At 29.3% G+C, this 23,805-nt stretch carries 26 protein-coding genes; 4 read left to right on the top strand and 22 right to left on the bottom strand.

What is annotated here, in order from left to right:
• Positions 1–213, top strand: a 213-nt coding sequence (locus ACRC03_RS18075; RefSeq protein ID WP_438654000.1) for a transposase, incomplete at its 5' end; no start/stop codon positions are given.
• Here the strand turns inward: ACRC03_RS18075 and ACRC03_RS18070 are convergent.
• The 11 genes from ACRC03_RS18070 to ACRC03_RS18020 form a co-directional block, all read right to left on the bottom strand.
• Positions 196–372, bottom strand: coding sequence for a hypothetical protein (locus tag ACRC03_RS18070; protein ID WP_438653999.1), 177 nt, complete (start codon positions 370–372; stop codon positions 196–198). The two genes, ACRC03_RS18075 and ACRC03_RS18070, sit on opposite strands and share 18 nt — an antisense overlap.
• Before the next feature lie 92 nt (positions 373–464).
• On the bottom strand, positions 465–1,484 hold the full coding sequence (locus ACRC03_RS18065) for a hypothetical protein (protein ID WP_438653998.1): 1,020 nt from the start codon (positions 1,482–1,484) through the stop codon (positions 465–467).
• 40 nt (positions 1,485–1,524) lie between these two features.
• Positions 1,525–2,766, bottom strand: a complete 1,242-nt coding sequence (gene ablA, locus ACRC03_RS18060; protein WP_438653997.1) for a lysine 2,3-aminomutase — start codon at positions 2,764–2,766, stop codon at positions 1,525–1,527.
• A gap of 14 nt (positions 2,767–2,780) precedes the next feature.
• Positions 2,781–3,812 carry an L-erythro-3,5-diaminohexanoate dehydrogenase gene (locus ACRC03_RS18055; RefSeq protein WP_438653996.1) on the bottom strand — a complete coding sequence of 344 codons (1,032 nt, stop codon included), beginning with the start codon at positions 3,810–3,812 and terminating at the stop codon, positions 2,781–2,783.
• Positions 3,813–3,821: 9 nt separating this feature from the next.
• Positions 3,822–4,472 carry a 3-oxoacid CoA-transferase subunit B gene (locus tag ACRC03_RS18050; protein ID WP_438653995.1) on the bottom strand — a complete coding sequence of 217 codons (651 nt, stop codon included), beginning with the start codon at positions 4,470–4,472 and terminating at the stop codon, positions 3,822–3,824.
• On the bottom strand, positions 4,473–5,126 hold the full coding sequence (locus ACRC03_RS18045; protein ID WP_438653994.1) for a 3-oxoacid CoA-transferase subunit A: 654 nt from the start codon (positions 5,124–5,126) through the stop codon (positions 4,473–4,475).
• Positions 5,127–5,951 carry a 3-keto-5-aminohexanoate cleavage protein gene (locus ACRC03_RS18040; RefSeq protein ID WP_438653993.1) on the bottom strand — a complete coding sequence of 275 codons (825 nt, stop codon included), beginning with the start codon at positions 5,949–5,951 and terminating at the stop codon, positions 5,127–5,129.
• Between the two features lie 17 nt (positions 5,952–5,968).
• Positions 5,969–6,349: a hotdog domain-containing protein gene (locus ACRC03_RS18035; RefSeq protein WP_438653992.1), complete on the bottom strand. Its 381-nt coding sequence runs from the start codon at positions 6,347–6,349 to the stop codon at positions 5,969–5,971.
• A 50-nt stretch (positions 6,350–6,399) separates the two neighbouring features.
• Positions 6,400–6,477, bottom strand: coding sequence for a hypothetical protein (locus ACRC03_RS18030; protein WP_438654001.1), 78 nt, complete (start codon positions 6,475–6,477; stop codon positions 6,400–6,402).
• 85 nt (positions 6,478–6,562) lie between these two features.
• Positions 6,563–7,339, bottom strand: coding sequence for an enoyl-CoA hydratase-related protein (locus ACRC03_RS18025; protein WP_438653991.1), 777 nt, complete (start codon positions 7,337–7,339; stop codon positions 6,563–6,565).
• Between the two features lie 258 nt (positions 7,340–7,597).
• Positions 7,598–9,253 (bottom strand): CoA-disulfide reductase, encoded by a 1,656-nt coding sequence (locus ACRC03_RS18020; RefSeq protein WP_438653990.1) that lies wholly within the window; start codon positions 9,251–9,253, stop codon positions 7,598–7,600.
• A gap of 211 nt (positions 9,254–9,464) precedes the next feature.
• On the opposite strand from ACRC03_RS18020, the gene ACRC03_RS18015 reads away from it, so the two are divergent.
• Together ACRC03_RS18015 and ACRC03_RS18010 are read left to right on the top strand one after the other, a co-directional pair.
• Positions 9,465–10,529, top strand: a complete 1,065-nt coding sequence (locus tag ACRC03_RS18015) for a 4Fe-4S dicluster domain-containing protein (RefSeq protein ID WP_438653989.1) — start codon at positions 9,465–9,467, stop codon at positions 10,527–10,529.
• Between the two features lie 175 nt (positions 10,530–10,704).
• Positions 10,705–11,415, top strand: a complete 711-nt coding sequence (locus tag ACRC03_RS18010) for a hypothetical protein (protein WP_438653988.1) — start codon at positions 10,705–10,707, stop codon at positions 11,413–11,415.
• Between the two features lie 275 nt (positions 11,416–11,690).
• On the opposite strand, the gene ACRC03_RS18005 is transcribed toward ACRC03_RS18010, so the two are convergent.
• The 3 genes from ACRC03_RS18005 to ACRC03_RS17995 form a co-directional block, all read right to left on the bottom strand.
• On the bottom strand, positions 11,691–13,910 hold the full coding sequence (locus ACRC03_RS18005) for a YhgE/Pip family protein (RefSeq protein ID WP_438653987.1): 2,220 nt from the start codon (positions 13,908–13,910) through the stop codon (positions 11,691–11,693).
• Between the two features lie 17 nt (positions 13,911–13,927).
• Positions 13,928–14,491 carry a TetR/AcrR family transcriptional regulator gene (locus ACRC03_RS18000; protein WP_438653986.1) on the bottom strand — a complete coding sequence of 188 codons (564 nt, stop codon included), beginning with the start codon at positions 14,489–14,491 and terminating at the stop codon, positions 13,928–13,930.
• Positions 14,492–14,661: 170 nt separating this feature from the next.
• Entirely contained in the window at positions 14,662–15,957 is a 1,296-nt protein-coding gene (locus ACRC03_RS17995) for an FAD-dependent oxidoreductase (protein WP_438653985.1), read from the bottom strand.
• Positions 15,958–16,195: 238 nt separating this feature from the next.
• Between ACRC03_RS17995 and ACRC03_RS17990 the strand changes: the two genes are divergently transcribed.
• Complete coding sequence (locus ACRC03_RS17990; RefSeq protein WP_438653984.1) at positions 16,196–16,414, top strand: hypothetical protein; 219 nt, start codon at positions 16,196–16,198, stop codon at positions 16,412–16,414.
• 115 nt (positions 16,415–16,529) lie between these two features.
• Here the strand turns inward: ACRC03_RS17990 and ACRC03_RS17985 are convergent, their stop codons facing one another.
• The 8 genes from ACRC03_RS17985 to ACRC03_RS17950 form a co-directional block, all read right to left on the bottom strand.
• On the bottom strand, positions 16,530–17,405 hold the full coding sequence (locus tag ACRC03_RS17985; protein WP_438653983.1) for a kinase: 876 nt from the start codon (positions 17,403–17,405) through the stop codon (positions 16,530–16,532).
• Positions 17,406–17,505: 100 nt separating this feature from the next.
• Positions 17,506–18,207 carry a DUF554 domain-containing protein gene (locus tag ACRC03_RS17980; RefSeq protein WP_438653982.1) on the bottom strand — a complete coding sequence of 234 codons (702 nt, stop codon included), beginning with the start codon at positions 18,205–18,207 and terminating at the stop codon, positions 17,506–17,508.
• A gap of 92 nt (positions 18,208–18,299) precedes the next feature.
• Entirely contained in the window at positions 18,300–19,385 is a 1,086-nt protein-coding gene (locus ACRC03_RS17975; protein WP_438653981.1) for an SIR2 family protein, read from the bottom strand.
• Positions 19,386–19,707: 322 nt separating this feature from the next.
• Positions 19,708–20,364: a DUF2812 domain-containing protein gene (locus ACRC03_RS17970; RefSeq protein ID WP_438653980.1), complete on the bottom strand. Its 657-nt coding sequence runs from the start codon at positions 20,362–20,364 to the stop codon at positions 19,708–19,710.
• 2 nt (positions 20,365–20,366) lie between these two features.
• The gene (locus ACRC03_RS17965; RefSeq protein ID WP_438653979.1) at positions 20,367–20,699 is read right to left on the bottom strand and encodes a PadR family transcriptional regulator; all 333 of its coding nucleotides are present in this window, start codon (positions 20,697–20,699) and stop codon (positions 20,367–20,369) included.
• Positions 20,700–20,734: 35 nt separating this feature from the next.
• Positions 20,735–21,259, bottom strand: coding sequence for a DUF2812 domain-containing protein (locus ACRC03_RS17960; protein WP_438653978.1), 525 nt, complete (start codon positions 21,257–21,259; stop codon positions 20,735–20,737).
• A 272-nt stretch (positions 21,260–21,531) separates the two neighbouring features.
• Positions 21,532–22,191, bottom strand: a complete 660-nt coding sequence (locus tag ACRC03_RS17955; RefSeq protein ID WP_438653977.1) for a B3/B4 domain-containing protein — start codon at positions 22,189–22,191, stop codon at positions 21,532–21,534.
• Positions 22,192–22,272: 81 nt separating this feature from the next.
• Positions 22,273–23,430, bottom strand: coding sequence for an MFS transporter (locus ACRC03_RS17950; protein WP_438653976.1), 1,158 nt, complete (start codon positions 23,428–23,430; stop codon positions 22,273–22,275).
• Positions 23,431–23,805: the final 375 nt, after the last annotated feature.

Below are 23,805 nucleotides of genomic sequence, written 5' to 3'. Positions count from 1 at the left end.
AAAAATAAATTAAGATTAGAATTAATGTTTCTACCACCATATAGTCCTGAACTAAATTTAATTGAGGGGTTATGGGGATGGATGAAATCAGATATTGTAAATAACAGATTTTTTTCTAGTATCGCTGTAGTAAAAACATCAATAAATAAATTTATCGACGAAATAAATAAAGTTCCTACAAATACAATAGATAGACTATGTGTAAGAATGTAGAAACTCTATTAGAATATATATATCTATAATTTTTTCTATATTATCTAACTCTTCTTTTAATAGGTTAGCTTTTGATTTTTTGTACATTTTGATATTTTTCTTTTCATACTCTCCATAGGCTGTCATTGTATTCAAATTTGTCATTATAAATTCTTTCATATTTACTCTCCTAAGAACAACCTATTCTAATTTATATAACCTCGTAATTTACTTAATATAGCCTATTTAATAGTCTATACACTGCTAATATTTTACTCTCTATACACATCAAATACTGGTATTGATATATTTTCACTTACTGATTTTTCAAAAATTTCACTATCGAAGCTATATCCATTTATTGAGGTTGGATTTAGACTCACTCCAATTAGGTTTATTTTATCTATGGATTTTATGTTTCCACCTAATACTATAAATTTGCTGTAAACTAATTTATCTAAGAAAATCTTAGTTCCATCTTTTACTAAGATTGTTTTATTTTTATACTTATCGTTGCTCTTTATTAAGCTTTCAATAAAGCTATTTGTAACTATTCCATTTATAAATATATATTTAGTATTTTCCTCTAGGTTTTCCACTATATCTTCATGAGAGTTTAAGGTAGTTTTTAAATTTAAATTTTTATAATTATAAGCTTCATCTATAATACATACTTTGCATTCATTAATTTCTTCGTAGATTTCCATAAGTTTATCATCATTTATATTTTCTATATTCATCATTTCTACTTCAAATATTGTTTGTTCTACTACCTTATCAATATTATTAGCTAATACTGCCCCACTACAAAATATTGTAGCTTCAGTGATACTAGGAGATGCTAAGGTTTTTCTAGATAAAGCACCATCAACTATTGCTATTTCACAGCCTAAATAGTTTAATCTATCACATACATACTTTATTCCAGAATTTCTAGAAGGACCTGCTAATTCTACATATCCATCACTTAAAGCTTTAAATATTATTATTTTCCCAAGAGGTGTATGTATGTCTGTTGCCTCTAGTATTTCTTTTGTAATATCACTTTTTAATACACAACTTTTTGCAGTTGCTATTATACTTCCTTTGCTTATGTATATTCTTGGTTTCGGAGTTTTTGTAACTGTATCTTCCTTTTCTCCATCTACTCCTATAGAGGTAAGGCCAAGGGTAATATTACCCTTAGCCTTATCTAATATATAATTAAGTGTTGTAGTTTTACCAACATTTTTATAGTTTCCTACAATAGATAAGCTTTTATATTTTTTTATTTCCTCTATTATATTTATCATTAAAATTCCTTCTATCTATTTGTGATTAACTTTTTTCTATCTATTCATGATGTGGTCTTTTCTTTCTTTCCAATCCTTCTGGATCTAGTGTCATATGCTCTCCATTTATTAATCCTGCCACACCTACTTTATGAACTTTTACTTTACCTGTACATACATCACACTTACATCCAACTGTATATTCAGTAGGCTCTGTATAAGTAGTAATAACCCCTTCAAAGTTTCTAAGTATTACCTTTCCATGACTTTGAGATATTACATAGTTTGGCATTACTGGAGTTTTTCCACCTCCACCAGGTGCATCTACCACAAATGTAGGTACGCAATATCCTGATGTATGGCCTCTAAGTCCTTCTATTATTTCTATTCCTTTTGCTACTGGTGTTCTAAAGTGCTCTAAGCCATTAGATAGGTCACATTGGTATATATAGTAAGGTCTTACTCTTATTTTTACTAAGTCGTTAACTAGCTTTTTCATAACATGCATGCAATCATTTACTCCTCTAAGTAATACACTTTGATTTCCTAAAGGTATACCTGCATTTGCCATTCTCTCACAAGCTTTCTTTGATTCTTCTGTTATTTCATTTGGATGATTAAAGTGAGTATTTAACCATATTGGATGGTATTTTTTAAACATATTTACTAAATGATCAGTAATTCTTTGAGGCATAACTACTGGAACTCTACTTCCTATTCTAATTATTTCAACATGAGGAATTTCTCTTAATTTGCTTATAATATACTCTAATCTATCATCGCTCATTAAAAGCGCATCTCCACCTGATAAAAGTACATCTCTGATTACTGGAGTATTTCTAATGTATTCTATTGCTTTATCTATTCTTTCCATTGGTTGTGCATCATCTTTTTGCCCTACTAATCTTCTTCTAGTGCAATGTCTACAATACATAGCACATTGGTCTGTGATAAGTAGTAGTGCTCTATCTGGGTATCTGTGTGTTAGTCCTTCAACTGGAGAATCTCCGTCTTCATGAAGTGGGTCGTCTAAATCTGCTTTAGACTTAGTTAATTCATTAGATGTTGGAATTGCTTGCTTTCTTATAGGGTCATCTGGATTATCTATATCTATTAATGATAGGTAATATGGTGTAATAGACATTCTAAGGCTTTCTAAACATTTTGCTACTCCATTTTCTTCACTTTCAGTTAGTGGTATATATTTTTTTAATTCTTCTACAGTTTTTATTCTGTTAGCTACTTGCCATTTCCAGTCATTCCAATCTTCACTACTAACATCTCTAAATATTCTTCTTTCCATATTTCCCCCCCATTTTATACATATAATTTACTAAAGATATTTCTTAAAGTCTCACTTTCTCTTAAAGCATTTATTGTTACCTCAGCGTGGCCTTTTGTATATCCATTTCCTATTATCATATTTACATCTTTTCCTACACCTTCAGCTCCAAGTGCTGCTTTTGTAAAAGTAGTTGCCATTGAGAAGAAGTATACTAACCCCTCGTCTTTAACTGGAAGTATAGAGCTCATTTCTGTGTTTTGTACGTTTACACAGTTTATACATACATCCACTTCTTTGTTGTTGTTACTTCTTAGTACTTTTTGAAGAACTTCATTAGGATTTTGTGCATCTCCAACTACAGCTGTATCTACTAATCTATTTTCTATTAAGAATTTAGCTTGTTTTTCACTTCTCACTAAACCTATTACTTTTCCTTTTCTTCCTGCTTTTTTTCTTGCTTCATAACAGCATAACATTCCTGATTTTCCACCTGCTCCAAGAATCAATACGCTATCATTTTCTTTTACTATTTTTTGAGTTTGTGCTGGTGCTCCTGCTACATCAAGAGCTGCAAGTGCTAAATTCTCACTTAAATCCTCTGGTAATTTTGCATAGATTCCACTTTCAAATAGTATTGCTTTTCCTTTTATTTCAACTCTATCTATATCTGGTTTTATATCTATTATTTCATCTATTTTAAGTGGAGTTAGTGATAAAGACACTAGTGTAGCTATTTTATCACCTACATTAAGCTCCGATTTTCCACATAAGTCCCTGCCTATTTTTTCTATAGTTCCTATTAACATTCCACCTGATCCTGTTACTGGATTTTGCATTTTGCCTTTTTCATTTACTATTTCTAGTATCTTATTTTTTATTTTTTCTACATCGTGATTACATTCTTCTTCTATTTGAGTAAAACTAGCTGAATCTATATTTAAGGCACTTACGTTAATAAGTATTTCATTATCGTAAATTTCCATGTTGTTATCTATTTTATAAGCAGGTTGTGGCAATACATTTTCATTTATTACTCTGTGAGTTCCGTATTTACATCCCTTCATTATATCCTCCTAAACTTCCATTATTTTTAAGTTTTGAGATATTATTAATTCTGCTTCTGTCATGTTTATTAATTCATCTACTGTTGTATCTTTATTTATTTCTTTTAAGACTAAACCTTCACTAGTAACTTCCATTACTGCTAATTCTGTAATTATCATGTTTACTACACCTTTTGCTGTAAGTGGTAGTTTGCATTCTTTTAGGATTTTTGATTGACCTTTTACAGTATGAACCATAGCAACTATTACTTTTTTTGCTCCTACTACTAAGTCCATTGCTCCACCCATTCCTGGAACCATTTTACCAGGTACTATCCAGTTTGCTAAATTTCCATTTTGATCTACTTCCAAAGCTCCAAGCACTGTAATATCTACATGGCCTCCTCTTATAAGTCCAAAGGACATAGCACTATCGAAAAAGGCTCCATTCTCATTTACAGTTACATATTGTGCGCCTGCATTTGTAACATTTATATCTATTTCCTCTTCCTTAGCAAGTGTACCCATTCCTACCATTCCATTTTCTGATTGGAATATTATATTTATATCTTTATCTATATAATTTGTTGTTAGAGTTGGAAGTCCAATCCCTAGGTTTACAAGTTGATTATCTTTTAATTCCTTGGCAACTCTTCTAGCAATAATCTCTTTTGGATTCACTTATTTATCACCTCTCACTATATAATCTACAATCACTCCTGGTGTCATTATCATATCTTTGTTTAATGTTCCACACTCTACTATTTCATCAGCTTCTACTACTACTAAATCACTAGCCATTGCAATCATAGGATTAAAGTTTTTAGTTGTTCCTAGATATATTGTGTTCCCAAAATCATCTACTATATTTCCTTTTACAAGAGCTAAGTCTGCTCTTAAAGGCATCTCTAATAAATATTGTTTACCATCTATAGTTAACCTGTGTTTGTCTTTTTCTACTAAAGTACCTACCCCTGTTGGAGTTAATACCCCACCTAAACCATATCCACCAGCTCTTACTCTTTCTATTAAAGTTCCTTGTGGAGATAGTTCTACTTCTATTTTTCCTTCATTCATTAGTCTTCCTGTTTCTGTATTTGTTCCTATATGAGATGCTATTACACTTTTGACTTGATTATTTACTATGATTCTTCCTATTCCTTTATCTACAAAAGCAGTATCATTAGCTATGATTGTTATATTTTGAATATTTGATTCTATAACAACATCTATTAAAGATTCTGGCGTTCCACACCCTAAGAATCCACCTATCATTATTGTTATATCATCTTTTAAAAGTTCCTTAACAGTATCTAAGTTTACAACCTTATTCATCTACTTCACCCCTAGACCTAATATTTCACGTGCCTCCTTAGGTGTTGCTATTTCTCGTCCTAGCTCCTTTGCAATTCTTACTACTCTTTCTACTAGTTCTCCATTTGATTTTGCTAATGTTCCTTTTTTTAAATAAACGTTATCTTCAAAACCAACTCTTACATGACCACCTAGTAATATGCTTAATGCTGCCATTTCAAATTGAGCTTTACCTATTCCGCTTACTGTGAAAGTAGAATTACTTGGTATGCTTTCTTTCATAAATATTAAATCTCTATAAGTTGCACTTATTCCTCCATTTACTCCCATTACAAAGTTAAAGTGCATACTGTCTCTTATATATCCTTTTTTATTTAATCTAAGTGCCATATCTATCATACCTTTATCAAAAACTTCTATTTCAGGCTTTACATTTAGCCCCATCATTTTAAAAGCAAATTCTTTTATTGTATTTTCAGTATTTACAAAAATATCATCTCCACCAAAGTTACAAGTACCACAGTCTAGAGTTGCCATTTCTGGGATTAAGTTTACTGGTTGTATTCTTTCTTCATTGCTCATTCCCACTGCTCCACCTGTTGAAGGTTGAACTATTACCTCTGGCATTTCCTTTTTTATTGCAGTTATACATTCCTTAAATCTATTTATATCTTGAGTAGGAACACCATCATCATTTCTTACATGTAAATGTATTATTGATGCTCCCGCTTCATAAGCTGACTTTGCTTCTCTTACTATTTCTTCTACTGTATATGGTACACTTGGATTATGTTCTTTTGTTACCTCAGCGCCGCAAATAGCAGCTGTAATAATTAATTTTTCCATATTATCTAGCCCCCAAATTATAATCTTTGTTTATCTTTTGGTACTACACAAGTTCCACTAGCCTTGCAAACTACTATTGGATTTAGTAAAAATTCTGCTGCAGAATCACTTATATTAGTTCTTGGTATTATTACTTTTCTAGCTTCAAATGCCATTTTTCTAGAAGTATTTCCAAAACCAACTATTTCACCGACTGCCTCTATATAATCTCCCGCATACACAGGAGCTAAAAATTCTATATTATCATAAGCCTTAAATAATCCTTCATCACCATCATGTTTTATCAACAACTCCGTTGCAACATCTCCAAACAACTGAAGCATCTTAGCTCCATCCACCAAATCCCCACCATAGTGAGCATCATTACTTCCCATTCTAACTCTTATCATAGCTTTCATAGTAATTCCCCCTTATTTATAATCATAAAATCCTTTGTTAGTTTTTCTTCCTAATTGATTACTTCATTATTTTTACTAATTAATGTTTGAGCAATTCCACAGCCCATAGTTCCACTACCTATTACCATTACTTTCATAATTTATATCCTCCATTAAACTAATAACTACACTTGTTCATCTATTTTAATTTTCAACTATTTTCCTATATTAATTTTACTTACACTTAAAATCAGCTTCTCTTTTTTCTAAGAAAGCATTCATACCCTCTTTTTGATCTTCACTTGCAAAACATAATCCAAATAAATAACTTTCCATATTGATTCCAGTATCTATATCAACTTCATAACCTTTATTTAAAGCACATTTAGCATATCTAATTGCAAGCTGACCTTTTGATGCTATTTTTTGAGCCATTTCTAAACATTCATCTAGTAACTTTTCATCTTCAACAACTTTATTAACTAAATTTATTTCATAGGCTTTATTTGCATCTATCATATCTGCTGTAAATATTAATTCTTTAGCTCTTCCTAACCCAACTATTCTAGATAATCTTTGACTTCCGCCAAAACCTGGTAGTATTCCTAGATTTGCTTCTACTTGGCCAAACTTTGCTTTTTTCGATGCAATTCTAATATCACAACTCATAGCAAGTTCTAATCCCCCGCCTAAGCAAAATCCATTTACAGCTGCTATTATTGGCTTTTCACTTTCTTCTATTTTTCTAAAAATGTCATTCCCCATTTTTGAAAACTTTCTAGCTTGTTCAGAATTCATCTCCTTCATTTGAGTAATATCTGCCCCTGCTACAAAAGCTCTGCCTTGTCCTATTATTACACCCACATAGGTTTCAGTATTGTTGTTTAACATTTCTACAGCTTGACTAAGTTCTGTCAGTACTTCTTCATTTAAGGCATTTAAATACTTTTCTCTATTTATTTTTATAAAAAATACATTTCCTATTTCTTCACAAATTAGATTATTAAACATACTTTTCTCCCCTTTGTTTACAAATTCCTAGATAGTTAAGTATATGAAAATTTTTTTTTATATATGATTATAAATTTAAAAACTATTCTATTAGCAAGTTTTCTACAACTATAGATATAGTCTTTTTAAATAAAAATAAAAGGACGATAGATAAGTTTGCATATAACAAACTTATCTATCGTCCTTTTATTTTCAAAATATCTAATCTATCTATAATTATATTAGTCTATATCATTTTTTATATTTTATATTTTATATTTATTTATGATTTTTCTTTACGCTACTATATGTCTTGTATCCACCATCAATATTTGAAGTATCAAATCCATACTGGTTTAATATAGTACATGCTATATACCCTCTAAGTCCAACCTGACAAGATACATATATTTTTTCATTTTTAGGAATTTCATCTAATCTATTTCTAAGCTCTCCTAAAGGTATATTTACTGAATTAGGTATTTTTCCATTAGCTACTTCGTATCCTTCACGAACATCTAATATGAATTTTTTATTTTCAACTAAGTCATCAACTTCATACCATTGTGTATTGTCTACTACTTTTTCTAATATATTAGCGCCATAATATCCTAACATATTTACTGGATCTTTTGCTGAGTTATATGGAGGTGCATAGCACACTTCCACGTCTTGAAGGTCATATACTGTAAATCCAGCTTTTATTGAATTTGCTATTAAATCTATACGTTTTTCTACTCCTGATTTGCCTACACCTTGCGCTCCAAATATTTTACCACTATTTGGGTCAAATAACATTTTAAATGAAATTTGAGTTGCATCAGGATAATAACCTGCATGTGAACCTGGATGAATATGAATTGCTTTGTATTCCATTCCTAATTTATTTAAAGTTTTTTCATTGTTTCCAGTTGTAGCTACAGTATAATCAAATACCTTTGCTACAGATGAACCTAAAGTTCCTTTATATTCAACATCTTTTCCTGATAAGATATCTGCAACTAATCTTCCTTGTCTATTTGCAGGCCACGCTAATGGTATTACAGCAGGTTTCTTATTAACAAAATCTATAACTTCAACAGCATCACCAATTGCATATATATCCTCATCTGATGTCTTCATTTTGCTATCTACAACTATTGCTCCTCTTCCATTTAGCTTTATTCCTGCATTTTTAGCTATATTACTTTCAGGCGTTACACCTATTGATAATATTATCATATCAGTTTCTATTTCTTTTCCACTTTTTAAGATTACTTTTTTGCCATTGTTTTCAAACTTAGTAACCACATCATTTAATATTAAATTTACACCTTTATCAATTAAATGACTATGAATTATACTTGCCATTTCTATATCAATAGGATTCATTACTTGATCTCCTGATTGAACTATCGTTACTTTAACACCTCTATCATATAAGTTTTCAGCCATCTCAAGACCTATAAATCCTCCACCTATTACTAGTGCTTCTTTTGGCTCATTGTTATCTACATAATATTTTATTCTATCTGTATCTGGTATATTTCTAAGAGTAAATAGATTGTCACATGCCTCTATTCCCTCTAAATTAGGTACTACTGGTTTAGCTCCTGGTGAAAGTATTAACTTATCGTAGCTTTCTTCGTATACTTCATTATTTTTATAATTTTTAACTTTTACTATTTTTTTCTCCTTATCTATTTCAACTACTTCACTTAAATTTCTTATATCTAAATTAAATCTTTCGCTCATTCCTTCTACAGTTTGAACTAGTAGTTGACTTCTTTCTTTTATATTTTCTCCTATATAATATGGAAGTCCACAGTTAGCAAAAGATATATATTCACCTTTTTCAAATACTATTATTTCATAATTTTCATTTAATCTTCTAAGTCTTGCTGCAGCAGATGCTCCTCCTGCTACTCCCCCAACAATAACAACTTTCTTCGACATTTACCTTACCTCCCAATGTTATATTCTTAATATAAAGTATATGACATTATTATTATTATATCTGTAACTATATCACATAACTTATTATCTAAATAAAAATTAGAGATTCCCTAGTATTTTCTTAGGTAATAAAATAATGTTTTAAACTCTTCTACGAATATTTTGTTGTATAATTATGTTATAAAGTTATCATAATTTAGGGGGTTAACTAATGAAAAGGATAGATGAGAGAGATATAATATTTTCTAGGGTAAATTATCAAAATGGATATTCTAATTACAAAGATTATTACTCAAGAAACCCTGATAAAAAATCAATTGATGATAGTCTAAGAAGTAGACCTAATATATGTGAAGAAGGATCTATGACTTATAATGAAGTCAACTCAAAAATGGCTAGTTCTGCCTTTGAGTTTTTAGGTGATATTATGCATTTATGTGAAGCAAAAGTTGCTAGTGAAAAAGTAACCTCAAACAAAAATATAATCACTAAAAGAATAAAAGGCTTTGCAAAACATTATGGTGCTTGTGTAGTTGGTATTACAGAATTAAAAGATTATCACAAATACACTCATAGAGGTAGAAGAGAAGACCATTACGGGGAAGAAATAAATTTAGACCATAAGTATGCAATAGTCTTTGGCTATGAAATGGATAAATCTATGATAAATCGTTCACCTATGATTCCAGAAGTTATTGAAACTACTAAGGCCTATGTAGGTGTATCTATTATTGGTATGATGCTTACTTACTTTATAGGAAGTCTGGGATATGAATCAAGAAATCATATGGATGGTAACTATTTAGTTATACCTGCTTTAGTGGCAAAAGATGCCGGTCTTGGGGATATTGGAAGAAATACAATACTTACTACTAAAGACTATGGCTCTATGCTTAGATTAGGAGTTGTAACTACTGACTTAGAATTGAATATAGACGAGCCTGTTGACTTTGGATTAGAAGATTTTTGTAATATGTGTAAGAAATGTTCCTTTACTTGTCCTTCTCAATCTTTATCTAATGATTTTAAAATAGGACCTACTGGAGAATATAATTGGAAAATAGATGTAGAGTCTTGTTACGCTAAATGGAGATATTTAGGTACAGACTGTGGTATGTGCATTTCTGCTTGCCCTTTTAGTCAGGATTTAGATACTATAAAGAATAATGATTCTTTTAAAGATAATCCTCATCTTATTAAGGAAGCTTTGGAGGAATATAAGAGGAAATATAAAAATAGACCATTTGTACCGGGAAATCCAGATTGGTTGAGATAATTGAAATTTTTCTATGTTAATAAATCCCGCAAGGGTAAAATTTATATAAGTTTTCCTTCCAGCAGGCAAGCTGCAAGGGCGGTGCAACTTACATAAATTCCACCCTTGCTCATAATCTAAACTCAGACTGCAAAAATATATATATTTACAATAGAATAATACAGGAGGGCAACTAATGAAACATTGGATTATAAAAGAAAGTAATCATTACACATTTCATTATCACAAAAACTCAACGGCTGAATATATGATAGATGAGATAATAAAAGAACAAGAATATTGTTTTAACCACATATCTACAGTATTAGGTATTGACTTTAATATTAAAATTAATTATTACTTATGCAATTCGGCAGAAGAAGTAGGTATTTTATATGGAGATAATGATCCATGTAATGCTTTTGCAAGAAAACCTAATAATATATTCGCTGTTTTTAATGAAGATGTTAAATGTATTGGTTATCATGAGGATTCTCATATTTTATCTTATTCAATTGCAACACCACAACAAGTATTTGTAAGAGAAGGGTTAGCAATGTATTTTGATAAGCATCATTGGGGAATTAGTAACTCCAATTGGGTATCTTATTATATACATAGTGATAAGTATATAGGTATATCGAACTTAATCTCAAATGATGAGTTTTATAAATATCCATGGAATATAACGTACCCAATAGCAGGAGCTTTTACAGATTATATTATAAGCACATATGGAATAGATAAATACATAGAGTTTTATAAGGTTTTAAATACTAATTTTAATGCTGATTTCAATAATGTATTTGGAATAGATGTAAATGAATTTGAATGTAGATTTATAAAATATATTAAAAGCTTAAAAACTAATAAAGATTTATTTGATTTGTTAGAAACTCTAATGTAACTTATACAATTAAGAGGATATATTAAAATTTATCGCTTAGTTTAAATAAACAACTTTTATATCTATCATGAGTAAGGGATGTGGAATTTGTAAGTTGCACCGCCCTTGCAGCTTTGAGCGACCTGTCGGCGACATGAGCCTACGGCGAATTTTGCAATTTGCCTGTCAAAAGGAAAAGTTATACATATTTTGCCCTTTCGGGCTATATTTTAGGTTATGAAAAAGGGTGAAATTTATATAAATTTCACCCTTTTAGTCTACATATTAAACGCTACCTATGCATTCTCATGCACAAGTGATTCTTTCTTTTTCTTTAAAGTTATTGCAAAATACAATATACTTAATAAACACATACTTACCATAAATATAACTAGTTTCTCTACACTAGCCCACATAAAATCATAGTTACCACTTGAAATTGCTGCTTTAAACCCTCTAACTGAATATGTCATTGGTAAAAATGCATTAAATCCTTTTAATTGATCAGGTATTAATTCTAATGGGAATGTTCCTGCACAAGTTGTAAGTTGTAGTATTAATAATACTATAGCTATAAATCTTCCTATATTATCAAACCAAGTTACTAGCATTTGTATTAATGTTAAGAAAGTTATACTTGTTAGAATGCTACACATTATAAAGTATTGTACACTTTTAACTTCTAGCCCTAATCCTTGTAGTAATACAAAATCTGCTATTAAAGCTTGTAAAGTTCCTACAACTAAAATTACTGCAAACTTACTATTAAATGCTCCTATTGCATTCTTTGGTTTATCTATTGGTGTTTTTATATCAAATATTATAGTTAATATTAGAGCTCCAATAAATAATCCTAATGATAAGAAGTATGGTGCAAAACCTGTTCCATAGTTAGGAACTGGATTTACTTTTTCTATTTCATAATTAACTGGACTTGCAAACATATCATAATTTTTGTCTGAAGTATCCTTTATGTCTGATGTTTTATCCGAAGCATCAGTTAATTTATTAGCCATTTCATCTGTACCATCATTTAATTTGTTTAATCCTGAAGTTAAGTCTTTTGAACCATCAGCTAAAAGTCCTGCTCCATTTTTAATACTTTTAGCTCCATCTTCCAACTTACCTAATCCAGCTGTTAGGCTTTGTCCTCCAACTGCAACTTGCTTAACTCCATTATCAAATTCTTGCATTTTTCCAGTAATTGTTTCAACGCCTGTACTTAAAGCATTTTGACCCTGAGCTAATTGTTGTGAACCAGCTAGTAATTGACCTTGACCACTTGCTAATTGATTTACCCCTAATGCCACTTGTTTTTGACCCTTGTTTAATTCATTCATGCCAGTTGCTAAAGAAGTTGCACCTTTATTTAACTCTGTTGATTTTTGAGCTAAGTTTGATGCTCCTGCTGCAACAGATTTGCTTCCTTCTACTAAAGCATTTATTTGACCCATGTTAGCTTTTATTGCTGCTTGTTGTGCTGGTGGTAAAGTTGGTAATATTGCATTTAATTGACTTTGTAAATTTACAATACCATCTCTTACTCCTGCTGCCCCTACACTTAACTGACCGGCTCCGGTACTTAATTGGCCTGCTCCACTACTTAAGTTAGTTAAGCCTGCATTGATTTTTTCTGTTCCATTTGTTAAATTCCCCATATTTTGATTTAAGTAATCTAAGCCATCTTTAGAAGTTTGTAATCCTGAAGATAATTTGTTACTTCCATCTTGAAGACCTTTTGCACCATTTAATATAGTCTGTTGACCATTTATTAATTGAGATGACGCATCATTTAAAGTAGTCAATCCTTTATTTAAATCTTGTGCACCTGCATAAGCTGTTGACATACCTTGCTCAAAAGCTATAGAGCTTTTAGCTAATGTTTCTAGATTATCTCTTAATTTTACAGATCCATTTTTAGCTTCTGTTGTACCATCATTAAGAGCAACAGCACCATCACTAGCGTCTTTTATACCATTTGACATTTCTTTTAAAGAATCAAACATAGTTTCTGCATATGTTTTAGATAGTTTACTCGATAATTCATCTTTTATCTTTAATATAGCAGTTTCTCCAATTTGTGATGATAAGAAGTTGTAACTTTCATTAGGTACATACTGTAAGCTTAACTTTGATGGATTTTGGTCTAATAAAGTGGTTGCCTTTTCAGAAAAATCTGACGGAATTTTTACCATCATATAGTAATCTTCATCTTTAAGACCACTCATACCTTTTTCATCATCTACAAATTTCCATTCAAACTTTTTATCATCCTTTAACTTATCTACAAAATCTTTTCCGATATTTAAATCTTTATCATTAAAGGTAGCTCCTTTATCTAGGTTTACTACAGCTACAGGTAATTTCTCTAACTTGTAATAAGGGTCCCAAAATGCCCATAAAAACATACCACCATATAGTATTGGTACAAATAATATCGCTACTAATTGTACAAGTATTTTTTTATCCTTTACTATATTTTTAAACTCTTTTAATAATAATTGAATGCTATTCAATTTAACCCCTTCTTTCACTATTTTTTGATTCCTGTAAGTATATATAAATTAAACAGCTCTAGTAATTCTTCTCTTGTGAAAGACTTATTTTTTACTTCCCAATCTGTTATTAAGGCTACATACATTTTCATTATTACAAATGCAGTTACTTCTGAATTGCACTCTCTTAATATCCCCATGTCAATTCCTTCTTGTATTCTAGTCTTAATATATCCAATTATTTCTTCGTCAATTTTGAACAAAAGTTCTTTTACTTCCTTAGTTGCTAATGTCTTTTCTTCTTGGACTAATTTTATTATAAGCTGATTTTCTTTTTTGAATTTAAATATACCGTATAGGATTCTTTCTAAATTTTCTTCTAAGCTTAGATTTTTATCTTCTACGTTTTCTGCAACTTCTTTTAGTTCCTTTAAATGATTCCTGACTATTTCTTCTAACAACTCTTCCTTTGTATCAAAAAAGTTGTATATAGTCCCTTTACCTACATTAGCAAGTTTTGCAACTTTATCCATTGTAGTGCCTTTATACCCAAAGTTTACAAATGACTCATAGGCACCTTCTAGTATACTTTCTTTTCTCATTTTGTCACCTCCCTTCGTACTATATGACCGAAATAGTTTTTTGGTCACTTTCTATGATTAATATTAGCATTCTTTTTTATTAATAGTGTTAAATAATTGTTAAATATATGCAAAATTTGCTTTGGGCGAGCGCAAAAAAGGAGTTGAATTTAATCAACTCCTTTTAGCTACTATGCAGTAGTATCTACATTTTCAGTATTTTCTTTTTCACTAAAATATTTATCTATAACACCTGCAACCCTTTTCCCTAATGCTGTTGCGTAACATGCTGTTTTTTCTCCAGGTATTATATCTCCAGTAGCAAAAATATCCTCTACACTAGTTTGGAAGTTATTTGTTATAACTGTTCCTCTTTCATCAAGGTCTACTTTTGCAATTTCATTTATTCCATCAGGATACTGACCAACTGCAAAGATAACTGTATCTGCTTCAATTCTAAGCTTTGAACTATCATCTAAGCCTACAAACTCCATAGCGCATACATTACCATTTTCATCTCCTATTATTTCATAAGAGTCAAAATTATCAAATACTGGTACTTTTACATATTGAAGATATTTTAATTCTTTTTCACTTGCAGTCATACTTTCTAAATTACCTCTAACAACAAGCCTTACTTTTTCATAGCCTGTTAGTTTAGCAGTAGTTCCGCAGTCCATGGCTACGTCTCCACCACCTATTACTATTGCACTCTTACCTACATTTATATTTCCATCCTTGCTTTTTGCTTCTGCTAAGAAACTTACTGCATCTATAACTCCATTTAATTCGTAGCCTTTTACTTTTAATATTCTTCCCTTATTAAATCCTGTACCTAATAAGAATGCTTTGAATCCTTCTTCTCTTAATTTTTCTATTGTAGTGTCTTTTCCAACCTTACAATTTGTTACAAATTTTACACCTAGGCTTTTTATATAATCAACATCTTGCTTTATTACTGCCTTAGGTAATCTGTGAGGTGGTATTCCATAACTTAACCATCCACCTACATCTTCTCTTTCCTCAAATATAGTTACATCATAACCTTCTCTACCTAAATATGCTGCTGCAGCTAATCCTGATGGCCCCGAACCAACTATAGCTACTTTTTTATTCCCATTGTCATCTCTTCTCTTCACTTTTGTTAGATTGTTGTCTTTTTCATAATCTGTCAGAAACTTTTGTATATATGGTATCATGATAGGCTCATTTAAAGATGTTTGTCTACATCCACCTACGCAGTGAATATCGTATGGACAAACACGTGCACAGATAGCTGAAAGTGCATTGTTTTCTCTTAAAACATCTACAGCCTTATCTAATTCTCCTTTTCCAACTAATTCTACAAACACCCTTGGATCACTGTTTATTGGACAGCCCTTGCTACATGGTGCATCTTCACATAAAATACATCTTGAAGCCTCTAAAATAGCTTCTTCTTTGCTAAAATTTCTAGACGATTCTGATAGATATTCTACTCTACTCATTTGTTGTCCCCCCATTGAACTTAAATAATTTATGACTATGATAAAAACTTTTTTACAATATAATTATAGTATATGTAGTCATTAAATGTAATATTTTGCTAAAAAATTTTTTTTATATTATTTTTTTTTACTCCTAATAAATATTTTTTTATAAATTTTTGTTTTAATAGTTTATTTCTATGGGTAATAGTCATATAATAATTGTGTTGAATATATTTTAATATAGAGGTGTTAGCAGATGGGTTTTGGTTTTAGATTTCAAAAAGAACATGATAGCAAAATTAGAGAAAATAAATTGGTTAAAATTTTAAATTTTAAAGATGATTTCAATTTTGATGATATTTTGCCTTATGAAGACACGGAGTATAATGATCAATATGATGATGTAATCGTTGGGGGTATCTCTAAGTTTGACGACGACTTTTTTAAGGATGATATAATCTACTATTTCGATTAAAAGACATTTAATTAAACTCTCTTTATTGTGTGTACTTAGACATCTCAAAGAAACTTTTACTAATAAAATCAAAAGCTATGATTATTTTTTTAATCATAGCTTTTTAAGTTTGTATTTAAGCTGTTTCAAATGTACATATTGCATCTAATCTCATTGCATAAATATTTTCTTCTTTGCAACCTATATATCTAGCATATTTTCTAATTTTTTCTTTTGCAGATTCTAAATCATTTATGTTATTTTCTATTAATTCTTTAATATAAATATTCATTAGTTCATCTTTATAATCTTTTATATCATATCCTAAAAACTCAGTAAGTCTTTCAATTTCTTTTGTAAAATCTCCATCTTCCTTTATTAAAAACTCATATATATCACGTCTATAAGGGTTAAGAGTTATTATTTGTTTAACTACCTTATACTCATCTGGCTTGCTTATAAATCCATCTTTGTAGTTATTAAATAAAGCATTAGACTTCTTTGCTCTCTCTTCATCTATATAGCAGCTTACACTTTCAACTTTGTTTTCTATTAGCACATCAATAACTGCATAGTGTATATTAAAGCAATCATCGTATATGTATTGAGAAATCTTTTTTATTAATGGTTTGAGTGAATGTTGATTTGTATAATTATTTTTTTTGCTTTTATTTGGACTTAAGATTTCTTTGTCTAAATTATTAAATAATCTTTCATATTTTAAATATTTTTTACAATATACTTCTTTGAAAGTATTTATATCTATAGTTATTATTCCATAACCTACAATCGTTTCCACACCTCTTCTCAAAGCACTCTCAATACTTTCAATTCCTTTTTTAAAGCACTTATCAGATAATTGACTTAACGTTAATACATTATTTAAACAATAGTTTTCAAATTCATTGCATATATCTATTGCTTCTAGTCTAAAATTATTTCTTATACCATTATAATTATAATTTTTTTCATCAAACTCTATTATCGCTCCATTTATATCAAAAGAAACCATTTACCTTACCTCCTATAAAAATCTAAATAATTTACCTTACTTATCTATTTTGATTTTTATAGGTTATTTCCTTCTTAATGAGGAATTTGTCTAAAGTTTATTAGATTATGCCCAAAATTCCAAAAATAATAGGTAAAAATACTGCCGGTAAAAGATTGGCTACTTTGATATTTGTCGATTTTAATACATTTAACCCTAAACCTATAATTAATAGACTTCCTACTCCACCCATACAGTTTATTACAGGATCACTTAATACTCCTGATAAAAAAGATGCACCTATAGTAATAGATCCTTGGTATATAAATACTGATAATGCAGAAAACATAACTCCAATTCCAAGTGAAGCTGAAAATATTATTGAAGCTATGCCGTCAATTATTGATTTTGCAAATAAAGTTTCGTGATTTCCAGTTAATCCACTTTGAAGACTTCCCACTATTGCCATAGCTCCTACACAAAATATTAAACTTGCTGAAACAAATCCTTGAGAAATAGAAACTTTTGAATTTTCTTTTTGATTCTCTTTCTTAATAAATTTACTTTCTAATTTATCTCCTAAATTTGAAAGCCTTTTATCAATATCTATTAGTTCTCCAATTAATCCTCCTAAAGCTATTGATACTATCATAATTAATGGATTTTTGGCATCTATAGCTCCAGATATTCCTATATATAATACGCATAGTGCTAATCCATTCATTATAGTATTACTTATCTTTTCTGTCATTCTTTCCTTTATGATAAGCCCCACCATACAGCCGCCTACTATTGCTAGGCAATTTACAATTGTTCCAATCATATTTTATCCTCCACGTAATATCCCCTATATTTAGTTTACTTAAATTCATTCTACATTTTAACTTATATACCTTTATAAATTTACTTTTAAAGTTACTCTTTTATCATATCTATAAAGTATGCTGGATTTTCACAAAATTCCTGAAAAGAGTTATTTCTAAATATAACTTCATTTCCTAAAAATCTCTTATATCTTTCTTCTTCTTTTCTTAGCGAAATTTCTTTCTTACCTTTGTATCCATTAAAAACCATTATTTTTAAAGGAGGCTTTTTTCTACTAGTTTGAACTCTTTTTATCATATATTTTATGTGTATATCTGCTTCTGCAAAAGAATATCCACAGAAAATCAACACATCACTTTGTCTTAAAGATTTTTCTACTTCATTCCATACCGTAGATACAAAAACGTTCGCCATATTTTTAAAATAAGTTGGCGGAATAATTATAGGTACTGTTATACATCCACAGTCTAAACATTTAGCTTCCTCTATATTATAAATAAGCCTCATAATTCCACCTTCATAAGGAGTTAAAGTTAGGCTATTACAAATTGGACAATATAACCAGTTTAGTGAACCATGTATTTTGTAAAGCTTTATGCTCGGATTTTGAGGCGGTTTCCATCCACCTTCTATATCAAAATTACTAAACTTAACTCCATAATCAAGCATAACTGGATATTCCTTAGATTTATATAATGCTGCTATAGTATTATCTATGTGTATATCATAATTGGCACTTATAAAAGTCGCTTCTTCTAATAATCCAGCTGTTCTTAAATTGTCTACAAGCAACTTGTGATGATGGTTGTTGCTCTTTTCACTTTTATCTATTGCTTTTGCCATTAATAAAATTAAATATTGTCTTAAAAAACGTGTACTGTCTACTTTTTTGCTTAAGGTTTCTAATCCAAAGTTTTTAAAAGACTCTCTTCTTTGCTCTGATAAATCTAGAAGACCTAGGACTTCTTCAAAAGTAGGAAAACATACAGTTTCCATATCGTCTTTTTTTATATCAATATTAAACATTTCTTTAAAAAATTTATATAAAGCGATATTCATATCACTGTTATAATCTTTTTCAGTCATATTTTTAAAGTACTCACGAAATAATTCACTTTGTATAGGACAGTTCTCTGCTGCTGATGCTCCAGCACCTAAAAATATAGCTATTTTCATACTTCCTCCTTCTATAAATCTTCAATAGAAGACCTTTTTATCACTATATGATTATTGCTTTTTTTATGTATATGTATTTGTAGATATTTTTATATATTTGTATCTTTTTATTTTATCCATTGGATTTATAATTATAGATATCAAAAAAAATAGGAGCATAACTCCCATACTTCTAATTCACTTTGTAATTTATATCTAGCCCGCAAGTGTAAAATTTATGTAAGTTTTCCTTCCAGCAGGCAAAATTAGCCGAAGGCTCATGTCGCCGACAGGTCGCTCAAAGCTGCAAGGGCGGTGCAACTTACATAAATTCCACCCTTGCTCATGATAAATATAAACTAAATAGTAATATTACACCATACATAATTATTAATGCTGTTATTACTATTGCTAAATAGTAAAGTTTTGGCCAGTCTTTAATATTAGTTTTGTAGGGTGATTTTACTCCATCTTCTTTTAATTTGATTTCTTTTTTCCCTATTAGCAGACATACCCATATACAAAACAATCCAACTAATAGGTTTATAGATGATGTAAAAGTAAGAACTGTACTATCTGTTTTTAAACAATTTATAAAGTTAAATATAAAGATTATTATATTTAATAAACCTCCTATTGCTATAATCTTCTTGTGTGAATTTATTCTATTTAAATATCTACCTTTTTCACTATTCATTAAGCTAACTACCTCAGAATTACTATCACCTCTAAAATAATAAAATGATGCTGACTTATCTATAAATTCGATATTATGATCTCCATACATACCTATATATTCACCTTCATCATCTTGATCCTTTTCCTTCATATCAATCATGTAAGTATAATCTTTCGGTTCACCCTTCTTAAAGGTATAATACGAGGCAAAACTTATATTTTGTAAGTGATAGCCTGACTTTGACATTTTAGATAACCATTCACATTCCTCTTCTTCTTGACCTGCTACGAAACACTTAAATATTTTTTTATATTCTTTCATAACTAATCCTCCAACTTAGATACTATTTCTTTTCCGTTTTCTACTAATAAATTAAGCCTCTTATATTCAAGCTTTAATATCTCTCTACCTAAACTTGTTAGTTTATAACTTTTTCTTCTTTCTTCAGAAGAGTCTACTTGCTCAATTACGCCATCTTTAACTAATTTGCTAGTCGCTCCGTATAATGTTCCTGGTCCAAGTTTTACTGCACCACCTGTCATTTCTTCAACATTTTGCATAAGCTTATAACCATGAATGGGCTCTACCATTGATAATAAGATATAGTAGGTAGCCTCTGTTAAAGGTATATATTTTTGTATTATTTTTTCACTCATAATGCTTCTCCTTTTAAGTTGTTTATTTCAACGATTTATTCTGCGTATTGTTGTTTATTTTTGTTTGCAACGTATACCGCCAAACACATAATTCCAATTGTCAAGTTTGAAAAACTTGTTACATGTATTTTTTCAAGGTTAAAGATACTAAGGATTAATGTAATTGAGAATATTGCCATATTAATTGAACCAACTATTGCTAAAATTATTTGGCTACAGTATGCAAGGCTTTTTTCCTTTAATACTTCCATAGTTACTATTTGATTAGTATCTATATTTTCATCACATCTAAAATAGTAACACTTTTTAAAGTTTGTAATATACTCACAGGGTTTCTCTTTATAACTGTTTAGATACTCACTCTCTGATATATTTGAGTTTGCTTTAATATCTATTATATATTTATAATTTCTTGGCTCACCAATTTCAAATACATAACATGTTGGATAACTTAGTTTTACAACATGATATCCCTTTTTTGACATTTCCAATAGCCAATTACATTCTTTTTCTTCTTGCCCACATATAAATACCTTAAATACTTTTTTTAATTCTTTCATAGCTAATTCCTCCTAATTAATTATTTACTATATTAGAATTTCTTTTAAGTCCCTACTCTGTGGTCAAACTATATATTAATTTATATCGATATCTATTGTATCGTCATACAATCTATCGCACTTCGATATATCGTATATCAATATAATATCATTATTTTTATATTTTGCAACTTTAAAAATTAATTTTTATATAATAAAAAGCCTTCCCACTATTTTTTAGTAGGAAAGCCATTTTTAATTAAGATTATTTATTATATTTTTATTTTATAGAATTAAAATATTATTTTAGTATCTAAAATTACTCCATTTGCATGCTCTTTAATTAACTTACTTGCAAACTCTAAGTAATCACTTAACTTTTCATCATTTTCAAAAGCTATTATATTCATTAAAATATGTTTTGTGTCCTCTGTGATCATTGCCTTGGTTGAATCTGAAGTTGTACTGCCGAAATAGCCTTCTTCATCTTTAAATACAGGCATATTTTCTAGATTTATTGAACCTCTTCCAATTCCATCATATCGTTCTCCTTCTTCTCCCACAGAGAATACTATTTCACCTTTTATTTTGTCTAAATCATAGGTTCCTACTGAATAATTACTTTCTAAAGATACTAAGTTGTTTATCTCTACAATATTATTAACATAATATAATCCCATACCTTTTACTACCCTTTTTACTAAGGATTCAGATGATAATCTATATCTACTTGGATCTTTCCCTAAGGATTTATAAGCTTTTCTTGACGAATCAATATTTTTAAGTTTTAGTATATCCTCTTGTTTAATATTACTCTCTATTTTTTTGCAGGTTTTGTTAATAACATCTATTAGTCTATCGTCTGAATTCCCTACTTTTACTTTAGCTTCTATTGATACTATATGTACATTACATTTTTCCTTCAGTTTTTTATCAATTCTTATATTAATCATTAATCATCACCAACCTTTTTATATTATTCTACTAAATACTTTACTAGCTAATTTATATAAATACACACCTTGAATATTGCTTTAAATATTTCTATTAGCTTGATTTATATATAAATAAACTCCACATACTCCTATTGCCATTATTGCAAAGCAAGCAATAAATGCAGATTTCAAATATATATCTGCACAAAAACCTATTACTATATTTATAAATGCAGATATCAGACTTCCTATCATTGAATAAACTGATAAAATTGTTGCTCTATTTTTACTTATGGATTTGTTTTTTATATCTAGTACAATAGGAGATATCATAGATATTAATCCAGCTATAGAGGATATTGTAATAATGCTTATAAAAATATTATCCGTAAATATGAGCACTAATACACATAAAAGTATTATATTTACCATAACTTTTAAAGTATTATTTTGTCCAAACTTCTTAGTAAATACATGTGTTTTACAAGACAACATGGCTAGTAGCTCTGATAATGCACTTATATATCCCAAGAATCTTATCTCTATTCCTATATTCTTAAAATGTAGCTGACCTAAGTTTACACTTATTCCATAAGATATTTCAGCTATTATAGCTGTAGCTATAACAAATATAAATATCCATTTTACACTTTTTATATCTTTAAAGCTATTATTAAAACTATCTTTTATACTTATCTCTTTTTTATCCTTTGATATTTCTATTTCTACATCCTTAGTAAAACAAATTACAATTATACTCAATCCATAAGCTATCACTGTTACTAATACTGCTAATTCCATAGAAATAGATATTAAAAAGAATGATGATAATGATGAAATGAAAAATGCTAGACTACTGAACGCTCTATACTTACCAAAAACTTTTTCACTTTCATCCTTATTACATGATTTATATAAAAAAGCTATATCGCAACCAGATGCTCCAGATACACCCATAGCTGCTAATATTGTTTGCCCCACAAATCCCATAAGACTATTGCAAAACAATAAACTCAGCCTACCTAAAAAGAATAAAATGTAGGATATTACTAAGGTCTTTTTATATCCATATTTATCTGCAAAATAACCCCATGGTACTTCTGTCAATACTATTACTAGTAATAGTATAAATTCTAAAAAGAAATATTCACTTACTGATAAACCTCTTTCTATTCTATATAGTAAACTTACAGGTGCATAAAAAACCAATCCTTGTAAGAAAGCTACTGTATACATTAAACTTATATTTTTTTTCATAAAATTGCCCCCTAGCTATTATTATTTAACTATAAGGGGCTTACTCATACAGATACATTTTCATCCCTCCATTTTTTGTTTATATAATTAATTATATCAGAGTTGCTAGTCAGTGATATTTTTTAATATTAATAACAAAAATACTTTTTGTAAAATTTCATATATTTGTTTAGGTTATTTTCATGCGGGTATATATTTATTAAATAATAATAAATAAAAAGTGTTTAAGATTTATATAAGGTTATATAATTTATACTATTTAACTTTTATAAAACTTATCCATTCATATTTAAATATATAAGGAGTGATTTTTGTGAAAACTAGTAGTATGTTTTGTTCATTAAGTAAGAAATGTAAAGTTCAATATTCAAAGGA

It is taken from the genome of Romboutsia sp., from assembly GCF_051659545.1.
Lineage (GTDB): Bacteria > Bacillota > Clostridia > Peptostreptococcales > Peptostreptococcaceae > JBOFOR01.
This window is presented reverse-complemented; position numbering and strand designations above follow the sequence as displayed.

What these genes read in the sequence shown, in the direction of transcription:
- ACRC03_RS18070 (WP_438653999.1), bottom strand. Translation starts at nt 372, where the DNA reads ATGAAAGAATTTATAATGACAAATTTGAATACAATGACAGCCTATGGA.
- ACRC03_RS18065 (WP_438653998.1), bottom strand. Translation starts at nt 1,484, where the DNA reads ATGATAAATATAATAGAGGAAATAAAAAAATATAAAAGCTTATCTATT.
- ablA (WP_438653997.1), bottom strand. Translation starts at nt 2,766, where the DNA reads ATGGAAAGAAGAATATTTAGAGATGTTAGTAGTGAAGATTGGAATGAC.
- ACRC03_RS18055 (WP_438653996.1), bottom strand. Translation starts at nt 3,812, where the DNA reads ATGAAGGGATGTAAATACGGAACTCACAGAGTAATAAATGAAAATGTA.
- ACRC03_RS18045 (WP_438653994.1), bottom strand. Translation starts at nt 5,126, where the DNA reads ATGAATAAGGTTGTAAACTTAGATACTGTTAAGGAACTTTTAAAAGAT.
- ACRC03_RS18040 (WP_438653993.1), bottom strand. Translation starts at nt 5,951, where the DNA reads ATGGAAAAATTAATTATTACAGCTGCTATTTGCGGCGCTGAGGTAACA.
- ACRC03_RS18035 (WP_438653992.1), bottom strand. Translation starts at nt 6,349, where the DNA reads ATGAAAGCTATGATAAGAGTTAGAATGGGAAGTAATGATGCTCACTAT.
- ACRC03_RS18030 (WP_438654001.1), bottom strand. Translation starts at nt 6,477, where the DNA reads ATGGTAATAGGTAGTGGAACTATGGGCTGTGGAATTGCTCAAACATTA.
- ACRC03_RS18025 (WP_438653991.1), bottom strand. Translation starts at nt 7,339, where the DNA reads ATGTTTAATAATCTAATTTGTGAAGAAATAGGAAATGTATTTTTTATA.
- ACRC03_RS18020 (WP_438653990.1), bottom strand. Translation starts at nt 9,253, where the DNA reads ATGTCGAAGAAAGTTGTTATTGTTGGGGGAGTAGCAGGAGGAGCATCT.
- ACRC03_RS18015 (WP_438653989.1), top strand. Translation starts at nt 9,465, where the DNA reads ATGAAAAGGATAGATGAGAGAGATATAATATTTTCTAGGGTAAATTAT.
- ACRC03_RS18010 (WP_438653988.1), top strand. Translation starts at nt 10,705, where the DNA reads ATGAAACATTGGATTATAAAAGAAAGTAATCATTACACATTTCATTAT.
- ACRC03_RS18000 (WP_438653986.1), bottom strand. Translation starts at nt 14,491, where the DNA reads ATGAGAAAAGAAAGTATACTAGAAGGTGCCTATGAGTCATTTGTAAAC.
- ACRC03_RS17995 (WP_438653985.1), bottom strand. Translation starts at nt 15,957, where the DNA reads ATGAGTAGAGTAGAATATCTATCAGAATCGTCTAGAAATTTTAGCAAA.
- ACRC03_RS17990 (WP_438653984.1), top strand. Translation starts at nt 16,196, where the DNA reads ATGGGTTTTGGTTTTAGATTTCAAAAAGAACATGATAGCAAAATTAGA.
- ACRC03_RS17985 (WP_438653983.1), bottom strand. Translation starts at nt 17,405, where the DNA reads ATGGTTTCTTTTGATATAAATGGAGCGATAATAGAGTTTGATGAAAAA.
- ACRC03_RS17980 (WP_438653982.1), bottom strand. Translation starts at nt 18,207, where the DNA reads ATGATTGGAACAATTGTAAATTGCCTAGCAATAGTAGGCGGCTGTATG.
- ACRC03_RS17975 (WP_438653981.1), bottom strand. Translation starts at nt 19,385, where the DNA reads ATGAAAATAGCTATATTTTTAGGTGCTGGAGCATCAGCAGCAGAGAAC.
- ACRC03_RS17970 (WP_438653980.1), bottom strand. Translation starts at nt 20,364, where the DNA reads ATGAAAGAATATAAAAAAATATTTAAGTGTTTCGTAGCAGGTCAAGAA.
- ACRC03_RS17965 (WP_438653979.1), bottom strand. Translation starts at nt 20,699, where the DNA reads ATGAGTGAAAAAATAATACAAAAATATATACCTTTAACAGAGGCTACC.
- ACRC03_RS17960 (WP_438653978.1), bottom strand. Translation starts at nt 21,259, where the DNA reads ATGAAAGAATTAAAAAAAGTATTTAAGGTATTTATATGTGGGCAAGAA.
- ACRC03_RS17955 (WP_438653977.1), bottom strand. Translation starts at nt 22,191, where the DNA reads ATGATTAATATAAGAATTGATAAAAAACTGAAGGAAAAATGTAATGTA.
- ACRC03_RS17950 (WP_438653976.1), bottom strand. Translation starts at nt 23,430, where the DNA reads ATGAAAAAAAATATAAGTTTAATGTATACAGTAGCTTTCTTACAAGGA.